This window comes from Variovorax sp. JS1663 (genome assembly GCF_002157355.1).
Classification (GTDB): Bacteria; Pseudomonadota; Gammaproteobacteria; order Burkholderiales; family Burkholderiaceae_C; genus Variovorax.
This window is the reverse complement of sequence record NZ_LYMK01000032.1, coordinates 74,728-84,162: the sequence shown is the minus strand read 5'-3', so window position 1 is coordinate 84,162 and position 9,435 is coordinate 74,728. Positions and strand designations below refer to the sequence as shown.

Sequence of the window (9,435 nt, the reverse complement as noted above, 5' to 3'; positions counted from 1 at the left end):
CCGCCACCACCGCCGCCGAGCGAGCCCGAGCCCGAGCCATCGGGCCCGCCCCCCGGATCGCCTTCCGATGCGCCCGTGGCCGCCGCCGTGATCGAGCCGCCGCTGGTGTCGCCGACACCCGTCACCCCGTCGAACGGCAGGAAACGGTGGGTGCCCGCCTTGCTGGTCCTGCTGGTGGCCGGCGCGGGTGCCGGCTACTACCTCTGGTCCCAGCGGGCCGACGCCGGCAAGGTCGCCATCGCGCCTGCGCCGGCCCCCTCCGCGGAGCGCGTGGCGAGCCTGGAATCGGTGCGCGCATTCCTGGCTAGCAGCCCCGATGCGGCGCAGGCACGGACCTGGGCTGCCGAGCTGGCCAAGACGGGCAAGCTGCTCGACGGGCAGTTCCTGCTCGGCAAGTACGCGGCCGAGAAAGGCGATGCGGAGGCGGCGCGCACGCTCGGCGCCTTCTACGACCCGGACAGCTGGACCAAGGAAACGAGCCCGCTGCCGAGCGCCAACCCGATCGAGGCGGCGCGCTGGTTCAAGCAGGCCGCGGAAGCCGGCGACGCCGAAGCGCAGTACCGCTACGCCATGCTGCTCAAGAAGGGCCGCACCGACGAGGCCGATGGTCCCGAGCAGTCGGTCGCCTGGTTGCGCAAGGCTGCCGACCAGGGCCACGAGGCGGCGAAGAAGGCACTGGACACTCCCTAGCGACAACCATCCCGTTGCGCGTCGAACGCCATGGAGCCCGCATGAAAGCCAGACACTTCCCTCTCACCCTGCGGCGCCGCCAGCTGGTGTTGCTCGCGGCCGGCGCCGCGGCGCTGCCTTCGCCGGCCTGGGCCCAGGCGCGCACGCCGCTCCTGATCGACGGCAAGAAGACGCTCTACCAGCGCGTGCTCACCCGGCCGGGCGCCGCGCTGCGCCCGGCGCCCGATGGCGCGCCCGGCAAGGCGCTGGAACCCTTCAGCGCCTTCTATGTCTATGAGCGCAAAGAGCAGGCAGGCAAGGGCTGGCTGCAGGTGGGCGCGGGCAGCGACGGCAAGATCGCGGGCTTCCTGCCGGAGACCGACGTGGTGCCGTGGCGCCATGCGATCACGCTGGCCTTCGCCACGCCGGGCAACCGCGAGCGCGTGCTGTTCTTCCGCGAGAAGGACAAGCTCTCGAGCTTCATCAACGCCGACAACGCCGCCGCCGAGACGCAGCGCCTGACGCAGCAGATCGCGGCCAGCAAGGGCTCGCTGGGCCCCGAGAGCCCGGTGATCGCCGCCGAGCCGGAGAAGTACGTCGATCTCAAGAGCCAGTTCTACCTGCTGCCGGTGCTCGACGCCACGACGACGCTGCTGAAGTCGGGCCACCGGGTGCGGCTGGTGAAAGTCGCCTCGATCACGCGCGATGCGGCCGAGCCGGCCAGGGCACCGGGCGACGCCTCCGGCATCACCAACTTCAACTCGGCGGTGGTGTTCGTGATCGACGCCACCTCCTCGATGCAGCCCTACATCGACCGGGCGTCCAAGGCGCTCGAGGAGGTGCTGAAGCAGGCCGACCAGGCCAAGGTGCTCAACCGCGTGCGCTTCGGCCTGGTGGGCTTCCAGGACGACCCGGCCAAGACGAAGGGCGTCGAATACCTCTCGAAGATCTTCGTCGACCCGGCGCAGAACCCGTCGCGCGAGCAGTTCATGGCCGCGATGGGCCAGCTGAAGGCGACCCAGAGTTCGACCCGCGCCTATGCCGAGGATGCCTACGCCGCGATCGACGAATCGCTGCGCAAGATCAACTGGCAGAACTACGGCGGGCGCTACATCGTCTACATCACCGACGCGAGCGCGCGCGAGGGCAACTCGCCGCTGGCATCGACGCGCCTGTCCACCGACCAGATGCGCACCCAGGCCCAGGAGCGGGGCGTCGCCATCTACGCGATGCACCTGAAGACGCCCGAGGGCACCAAGGACCACGCGATCGCCGAGGCGCAATTCAAGCGCCTCTCGGACTGGCCCGGCCGGGGTCCGCTGTACTTTCCGGTCGCCGCGGGCGATCCCGCCAGCTTCGAGAGCGACATCAAGCGCATGGCCAGCGCGTTGGTCGAGCAGGTCAAGTCGCCGGACAAGACCCTGGCACAGGCGCCCGGGCCGGCCAAGGCCGACGACGTGCAATCCAGCGTGGATGCGGTGGGCCGCGCAATGGTGCTGGCCTACCTCGGCCGCCAGCAGGGCGCGAAGGCGCCGCCGATGTTCGAGGCCTGGGCCTGCGACCGCGACGTGCGCGACCGCTCGCGGCCCAGCCTCAGCGTGCGGGTGCTGCTGACCAAGAACCAGTTGTCGGACCTGCAGTCCACGCTTCGCAACCTGCTGACCGCGATGGAGAAGACCCAGGTCGATCCGCGCAACTTCTTCGACCAGCTGCGCAGCGCCGCGGTGGCCATGGGTCGCGACCCGTCCAGGCTCGGCCAGGGCAAGGCGAAGAATCTCGAGCAGGCCGGACTGATGAGCGAGTTCCTGGACGGCCTGCCCTACCAGAGCCAGCTGATGAAGATGGACTTCGACGCATGGACCAACATGGGCGTCGGCGATTCGCAGGCCATCCTGGACGGCATCCGGTCCAAGGTGGTGCTCTACCAGCGCTTCCACGACGACGTGGACCGCTGGGTCAAGCTCAACCCCGCGGCCTCCGACGGCGACCGGGTCTATCCCGTTCCGATCGACGAGTTGCCCTGACAAGCCGTGATGGCCTCCTGCCTGCTGGAAGTTCGGGACCTGCGCTACGAGCGCAGCCGCACCGATGCCGGCGATGCCTTCGTGCTGGAGGTGGACGAACTCGAATTGCAGGCCGGCGAGGCGATCGGCATCGTCGGGCCGTCGGGCTGCGGCAAGAGCACGCTGGTGGACCTGCTCGCGCTGCTGCGGCGGCCGGCCAGCGTCGGCCGGTTCAGGCTGCTGGACGAGGACCTCGCGTCGCTGTGGAAGCGAAACGCACTCGATGCGTGCACCCTGCTGCGCGCCGTCCACATCGGCGTGGTGCTGCAGACCGGCGGCCTGCTGCCGAGCCTGAGCGCGCGCGAGAACATCCTGCTGCCGCAGCGCCTGCAGGGCCGCCTGGACCTCGACTGGCTCGACACGCTCCTGCGCATGCTCGATCTGAAGGGGCTGGATCGCCGCCTGCCGGCGCAGCTGTCGATCGGCCAGCGCCAGCGCGTGGCCGTCGCTCGCGCCCTGGCGCATCGGCCGGCGCTGGTCCTGGCCGACGAGCCGACCGCCTCGCTGGGCGTCGAGCATGCACCGGCCGCGCTCGACCTGCTGCTGCGGCTGGCCGCGGACAGCGGCGCCGCCGTGCTGGTGGTGAGCCATGACATTCCCCTGCTCGAGAGCCGACGGGTGCCGATGCGTCGCTGCGCGTGGCAGGGCGGCGCCGTCAGGCTGGAGGCTGCCACGTGACGCAGGCACGGCCGTCCGGGAAGCCCGTGCCGTACGACGGCATGCGCGTTGCGGCCGCGGACGCGCGCAGGCGCACCGCTGCCGGGACGCCGCGCCTGCGCCTCGCGCAGCTGCTGCGCCTCAGCTTCAGCGACCTCTGGCACGAGCGCTGGCTGACCTTCTGTGCCGCCTGCGTGCTGGCGGCCACGCTGGCGCCGCTGGGCACGCTGTGGGGCCTGGAGCGCGGCGTGATCGGTGCACTCATCGAGCGCCAGGACCGCGACCCGCTGATGCGCCAGCTGCTGCCCGAAGGCGCAGGCGGCAAGCGCTTCGACGCCGCCTGGTTCGAGCACGTGCGCACCTGGCCGGAGACCAGCTTCGTGATGCCCAACACGCGCGCGATCGCCAACCAGGTCGACCTGTTCAGCACTGCCGCCGACGCCCCGGCGCGCGTCGACCTGCTGCCCACGGCGGCGGGCGATCCGCTGCTGGGCGCGGCGCGGCCACCCGAGGGCTCGACCATCCTGCTCAGCGCCACGGCGGCGCGGCAACTCGGGGTCCGGGCCGGGCAAACGGTGCGCATGGCGCTGGAGCGCCAGCGCGAAGGACGCGCCGAGCAGACCGCGGTCGATCTGCAGCTGGCCGGCGTGCTGCCCGCCGAGCAGCTCGATTCGCGCGCCGCGCTGGCCTCCTTGAGCCTGCTCGAATCGGTGCAGTCCTGGCGCGACGGCTACGAGGTCGCCGACTTCGGCGGTGGCGGATCGGGCCCACCGCCGCGGACGGAGGCCTATCCGTTGTTCCGGCTCTACGCCACGTCGATCCGCGAAGTCGAGTCCCTGGCCGCGCGGCTCGAAGCCGAAGGCGTCTCGACCCACACCCAGGTCCGCGAGATCGCTGCCACGCTCGGGCTGCAGCGCAATCTTCGCGTCGTGCTGGCGCTGGTGGGCGGCATCGCCGTGGCAGGCGCACTGGTGGCGCTGTCGGCGCTGCAGTTCTCCACGGTGCGCCGCAAGCGCCGCGAGTACGCGCTGCTCAAGCTCACCGGCCACGGCCGCGGCTGGTTGATCGCGCTGCCCTGCGCAGGCGCCGTGGTCGTCGCGATCGCCGGCGGGCTCCTGGCCCTGTGCTTCCATGCCGTCACCGCGGCGGCGATCAATCTGCATTTCGCCGCGCATCTCGCGGTGAACGAGTCGGCCGTCAGGCTCCCGGCCGGTGACGCGGCAGTGGGCCTTCTGGCGGCCGTGGTGATTTCTGTCCTGCCGGCGCTGTGGGGCGGCTGGCGTGCATCGAAGGTGGAGGCGGCCGATGAACTGCGCGACAACTGAGAGCCTGAGAGTCTTTCGCCCATGCCCGCTCGTCACGCCAGAAGCACCCCACTCGTCGTTGCAAATGCTCACCATAGCGGGGGCTATGGCTGCGCTTTGCGCCTCGATTGGGGCGCTTCTGGCGCGCCGCTCGGGCACGGCCAAAAAACTCTCAGGCTCTGGCCTGCGGGCCGCCTGGCGGGCTGCGGCCGCAAGCCTGCTCGCGGGCTCGGCGATGGCGCAGACGCCGTGGCCGGCCGAGCTGGTGAATCCGGCCGCGGCGGCAGAAGACGTGCTGCTGCCCATGCCTTGCGGGGGAACGATGGCCTTCCGCCGCGTCAACATCCCGAGCGCAGATGCGCTCGACGACCGGCGCGTGCAGCTCGGCAGCCCCGAGCCTCGCTTCTCGTACGTCGAGAACTCCCGCAGCGACTACGTGGGCGGCGGCTTCGTCGACGCCAAGAGCAAGAACCAGCGCTACTACCTGATCGGCAAGTACGAGGTCACCCGTCTGCAGTTCGACGCGCTGTCCGGCAACTGCCCGGCGGCCAACCCCGAGGGCAGGCTGCCCAAGACGGGCATCACGTGGGCGGAGGCGAGCTACTTCGCGAGCCGCTACGCCGACTGGCTGGCCAAGAACGCGGCGGCGAAGCTGCCCCAGGAAGACGGGATGCCCGGCTTCGTGCGCCTACCCACCGAGGCCGAGTGGGAGTTCGCGGCGCGCGGCGGCGTCAGCGTGGCCGAGGCCGTGTTCGAGCAGCCCGCCTTTCCGATGCCCGACGGCGCGCAGCGCTACGCCTGGTACGCTGGCACCGACTCGTCGAACAACGAGCTCAACGGCATCGGGCTGCTCAAGCCCAACCCGCTCGGGCTGCACGACATGCTCGGCAACGCCGGCGAGTTCGTGCTCGACGCCTTCCGGCTCAACAAGCATTCGCGCATGCACGGCCAGGCCGGCGGCTACGTGGTCAAGGGCGGCGACTACCGCACCGCATTGGCCGACCTGCGCTCGGCCGCGCGCAGCGAGTACATCCCCATCGACAAGAACGGCGAGCGGCGCGACAAGGCGACCGGCCTGCGCCTGGTAGTGGTGCCCGGCGCGCTGCCGAGCACGGGCCGGCTCCAGTCCGTGCGCACCTTGTGGACCAACCTGACCTCCACCGGGGGTGGCACGTCACAGGCCCTGACGGATCCGGTGAAAGAGGTCGAGGCCCTGGCCAAGGCCACAACCGATCCGGCGTTGAAGGCGCGGATCGAAGGGGTGGGCACCGTCATCAAGGCCAACATCCAGGCACGCAACGAGCAGCGCGACCGGTCGGCCAAGAGCGAGCTCCGCGTGGCGGCGTACCTCGGCCGGAAGATCCTGGAGGACGGGCTGAAGATCCGGGCGCAGGAGATGTACGCCAAGCTCGCACCGGATGACAAAAAGGCCCGTGCAGCCGTCGATGCGAGCAAGGAAAATCTGGACGCCACGTTGAACTACATGATGGAAACGGTCAAGCAGATCGGGCTCGACTACCCGGCGGCCACCATGTCGGCGCAGGGCGAGATCCTGAAACGCGAGTTCGAGGCGCGATCGGTACCCGGCTACGCGCCGCTGATCGACCTGGTGGTCCGGCACGGCCTGGGCGCGCGCAACGGCAAGCCGCCGACCAAGCCGGAACTGCTCACCGAATTGACATCCCTGGAAGCAAAGGTAATCAAGCAATGAACACGATCGCAATGAAGCGCCAAGGCGCGCGGGCCGTGACGATGGCCGTCATGATGGCGCTGGCGGGGTGCCAAGGCACCGTGCCTCTGCTTCCGGCGTCCCTGGGAGGGTCGTCGACGCCGGCGACGAGCGCGGAGAAGCAACTTCAGGAGGATGAGGACAGGTTCAACAACACCGTCTTCGCGGGCGTGGCGACGGGCGCCATCGTCGGCGCCGGCGTCGGCGCTTTTGCCGCCTGGGCCACGGGCCAGAAGGGCAAGAACGTGGGCAAGGCGGCCGTCGGCGGCGCCGTCATCGGCGGCGCGGTAGTCGGCGTCGACGCCTACTTCACCGCCAAGAAGGAGCAGTCCGGCCGCCAGGGCATCCGCATGACCCAGGCCGCGACGGCGGACATCCAGCAGGACAACCGCAACCTGCAGGGCTACCTCGACAGCTCGAACCGCGTGCTGGCGGAAGGCAGGGCGCGCCTGGCGACGCTGAAGCAGGACGTCGCCACCAAGAAGTTGAGCGCCGACGAGGCGCGCCGCGCGCGCGAGCGCGAGGAGCGCAACATCGCCTCCATGAGCAGCGCGCTCGCGAAGGCGAAAGAGACGCGGGCGCAATATGCCGAGACATCGACGCGGCTGCGGCAGCAACCGCGGGAAAATACGGCCAGCCTCGACAGCGAGATCCGCAAGATGGATGAACAGATCCGGGGCCTGGAACAGAACATCACCGCCTACCGGCAGGCGCTCGAAGTCTCCAGGGCATGACAGGAGCACGCACATGAACGCTCTTCGATCCAGCAGGCTGCTTCCACTCGCCGCCGCCTGCACACTGGCCGTGCTGGCCGCACTAGGGACGGGCTGCGCCAACAACCCCTACCTGGAGTCCAAGCGCTACACCGCCACCGGCGGCCAGATGGAGCAGGAGCAGAACACGGCCAGTGCCCAGCTGGCTTCGGCACAGGCGACCAACACACGGCTCCAGAGCGATGCCGCCCGACGCAAGGCGGAGATCGACTCCAACGCCCAGCGCATTCGCACGCTCGAAGGCGAACTGCGCAGCCAGAACGCACAGCTCGACGAGGCCCTGCGTGCCAGGCGCATCAGCCAGTCGCGGCACGCGCAGCTCAAGCGCGAGATCGACGCGATCCGCTCGGAGGCACAGAACGTCCAGCTCGAGAACGAGGGCGCGCGGATGTCGGGCGCGTCCGACCCGAAGGCCGAGGCGGCCAAGCGGGAACGCCTGCAGCAGTTGGAAGGGCGCAAGAAGCAACTGCAGGAGGCGCTGAGCGCCCTGCGGGCGGGCTGAGCGCGATCACGGTACGGCTGCCGGCCTTCAGGGCTTGGGACAGTTCGCCGGCCCCATCGCGTCCTCGGCCGCGCGCCGCGTCATGGCGGCCACCTCGCTGGCATTGCGCGCCGTGAACACTTTCCCACCGGTCGCCTGGGCCAGGCAATTGCCGGCGCCAGTGCCCGTGATGTCCACGACGTTGATCTTGAGATAGGGCTTCGCGCGCGCCAGCGAGCGGGCGACGGCGCAGGGGTCCTGGTTGCAGCTCTCGCGGCCATCGGAGATCACCACCATCAGCGCCTCGCGCGACACGCCGTCGACCAACTTGCCGCCCTTGGCCACGCCGTCGGCCAGCGGCGTGCCCTGCCGCGGCTGGATCGATTCGAGCCCGCTCAGCAACTCCCCGCGCCGGGCGGGCGGGTAGAAGCCGGCGCTGCGCGCAGCCGGGCATTGATCAACAAGCACCAGCCCGATGTTGGCGTCGGACGGCGCACGCCGCACGGCCGCGATGGCCGCCTGCCGGGCGGAGGTCATGCGCGTGGGCTCGCGCTTGAGCCGCGACATGTCCACGCCGGGGCCGGCGCGGCCGCCCAGGAACTGCTGCATCATGCCGTGCACCGCCTCCAGCGAGGCCATGCGCTGGATCTCCTCGTCGGTGGCATCCACGCTGAAGGACATCGAGCCCGAGGCGTCGAAGACCAGCACCATCTCGGGCGCCAGCTCCTTGGGCCGTTGGCCGGGGCACATGTTCCTGGCCTGGCGGATCAACTCGGCCCGCTTGGGCGGCGCTTCGGGCTTGGCTGGCGTTTCAGGCTTGGCCGCCGGCGGCTCCTCGACCTGCGCCTTGGGAGACTCGGGCGCAGCCGGGGGTGGCTCCTCGGGCGGCCGCACGCACATGAACTGCGGCGTCTGCGCGCGCGTCTTGGCGATTTCTTCCTCCAGCGCCTTGTTGGCCGCTTCGGCCTCGCCCATCTTGCTGGCGTAGTCGCGGCTGCGTTCGGTCATCTCGCCGCATCGCTTCAGGCCGAACAGCACCACCGCCACCAGGAGCAGCAGCAGCAAGCCGCCCAACAGCCAGCGCCGGTAATCCCGGCCGGCGCCCACGGCGGCAGCGGGCGAACCTACGGTACTGGCCACGGCCGGCGGCGGTTCCGCAACTGCGGCAGCCACCGGCACCGTGGCGCTGGCCTCGGGGGCGCTGCTGTGCCCCCACATCGCAAGCACCGGCTTGCCGCCGACGCTGTAGAGCCAGTCGCCCTCGGGCACGCGAATCGCGCTTTCGAGCATCTGGCCGACAAGGGCCGACGCCTGCCCTTCCGAGCGCAGCTGCTCGCCGAGGCTGCGGATGTCGTTCAGCAGGCGCCGCGACCAGCGCTCGAGCTTGTCGCGCTCGTCGGCCGGGAGCGCCGAGGCGAGCACGGCATCGCCGGGGAGACGGGTCGACCAGACGACGGTGCCCCCATCGCCCGGCTTGGGCACGGCAAGAAGATCGGCGTGCGCCTGCCCCAGCCTGCTGCTCAGAATCGAGACGATCTGCTCGTGGGACGCCACGAGCTGGCGACCGTTGATTGCGAGCGGGTGTCCGGAGGCCTCGTCGGTCTGCGTCAGGTTTTGTGGCACGGATGGTTCCCTCGCGACGCCGGCGCTGGTTGTCGCTTGATCCTTTTCCCCAGGGCGGCAGGGCTAATGTACCGTGGACCTGCCGCCACTGGCTCGGTCGAATCCCCGCATCTGGCCCTATCGCGGCCTGCGCCGG

The 9,435-nt window shown here is 70.4% G+C and carries 8 protein-coding genes; 7 read left to right on the top strand and 1 reads right to left on the bottom strand.

All coding sequences use genetic code 11. The features are described 5' to 3' along the window. From A8M77_RS23970 to A8M77_RS23940, 7 genes are all read left to right on the top strand, one after another. Positions 1–690 (top strand): tetratricopeptide repeat protein (locus A8M77_RS23970; protein WP_443272329.1); only part of this gene is annotated, 690 nt, incomplete at its 5' end. Between the two features lie 41 nt (positions 691–731). Continuing rightward, positions 732–2,693, top strand: coding sequence for a vWA domain-containing protein (locus A8M77_RS23965; RefSeq protein ID WP_086924017.1), 1,962 nt, complete (start codon positions 732–734; stop codon positions 2,691–2,693). 9 nt (positions 2,694–2,702) lie between these two features. Next, positions 2,703–3,410: an ABC transporter ATP-binding protein gene (locus tag A8M77_RS23960; RefSeq protein WP_086924016.1), complete on the top strand. Its 708-nt coding sequence runs from the start codon at positions 2,703–2,705 to the stop codon at positions 3,408–3,410. Further along, positions 3,407–4,714, top strand: coding sequence for an ABC transporter permease (locus A8M77_RS23955; RefSeq protein WP_086924015.1), 1,308 nt, complete (start codon positions 3,407–3,409; stop codon positions 4,712–4,714). The genes A8M77_RS23960 and A8M77_RS23955 overlap by 4 nt, the downstream gene beginning before the upstream one ends. Positions 4,715–4,928: 214 nt before the next feature. Then, a complete protein-coding gene (locus tag A8M77_RS23950) occupies positions 4,929–6,404 on the top strand; it encodes a formylglycine-generating enzyme family protein (protein WP_143694749.1) in 1,476 nt (491 codons plus the stop codon). Between the two features lie 50 nt (positions 6,405–6,454). Beyond that, on the top strand, positions 6,455–7,156 hold the full coding sequence (locus A8M77_RS23945; RefSeq protein WP_143694748.1) for a hypothetical protein: 702 nt from the start codon (positions 6,455–6,457) through the stop codon (positions 7,154–7,156). Positions 7,157–7,169: 13 nt separating this feature from the next. Next, positions 7,170–7,697, top strand: a complete 528-nt coding sequence (locus tag A8M77_RS23940; RefSeq protein ID WP_086924012.1) for a hypothetical protein — start codon at positions 7,170–7,172, stop codon at positions 7,695–7,697. A 27-nt stretch (positions 7,698–7,724) separates the two neighbouring features. On the opposite strand, the gene A8M77_RS23935 is transcribed toward A8M77_RS23940, so the two are convergent. After that, positions 7,725–9,299: a hypothetical protein gene (locus A8M77_RS23935; protein WP_086924011.1), complete on the bottom strand. Its 1,575-nt coding sequence runs from the start codon at positions 9,297–9,299 to the stop codon at positions 7,725–7,727. Positions 9,300–9,435: the final 136 nt, after the last annotated feature.

Bases quoted from the DNA above. Each gene is read 5' to 3' on its own strand.
- A8M77_RS23940 (WP_086924012.1), top strand. From the start codon at position 7,170: ATGAACGCTCTTCGATCCAGCAGGCTGCTTCCACTCGCCGCCGCCTGC.
- A8M77_RS23950 (WP_143694749.1), top strand. From the start codon at position 4,929: ATGGCGCAGACGCCGTGGCCGGCCGAGCTGGTGAATCCGGCCGCGGCG.
- A8M77_RS23960 (WP_086924016.1), top strand. From the start codon at position 2,703: ATGGCCTCCTGCCTGCTGGAAGTTCGGGACCTGCGCTACGAGCGCAGC.
- A8M77_RS23965 (WP_086924017.1), top strand. From the start codon at position 732: ATGAAAGCCAGACACTTCCCTCTCACCCTGCGGCGCCGCCAGCTGGTG.
- A8M77_RS23945 (WP_143694748.1), top strand. From the start codon at position 6,455: ATGATGGCGCTGGCGGGGTGCCAAGGCACCGTGCCTCTGCTTCCGGCG.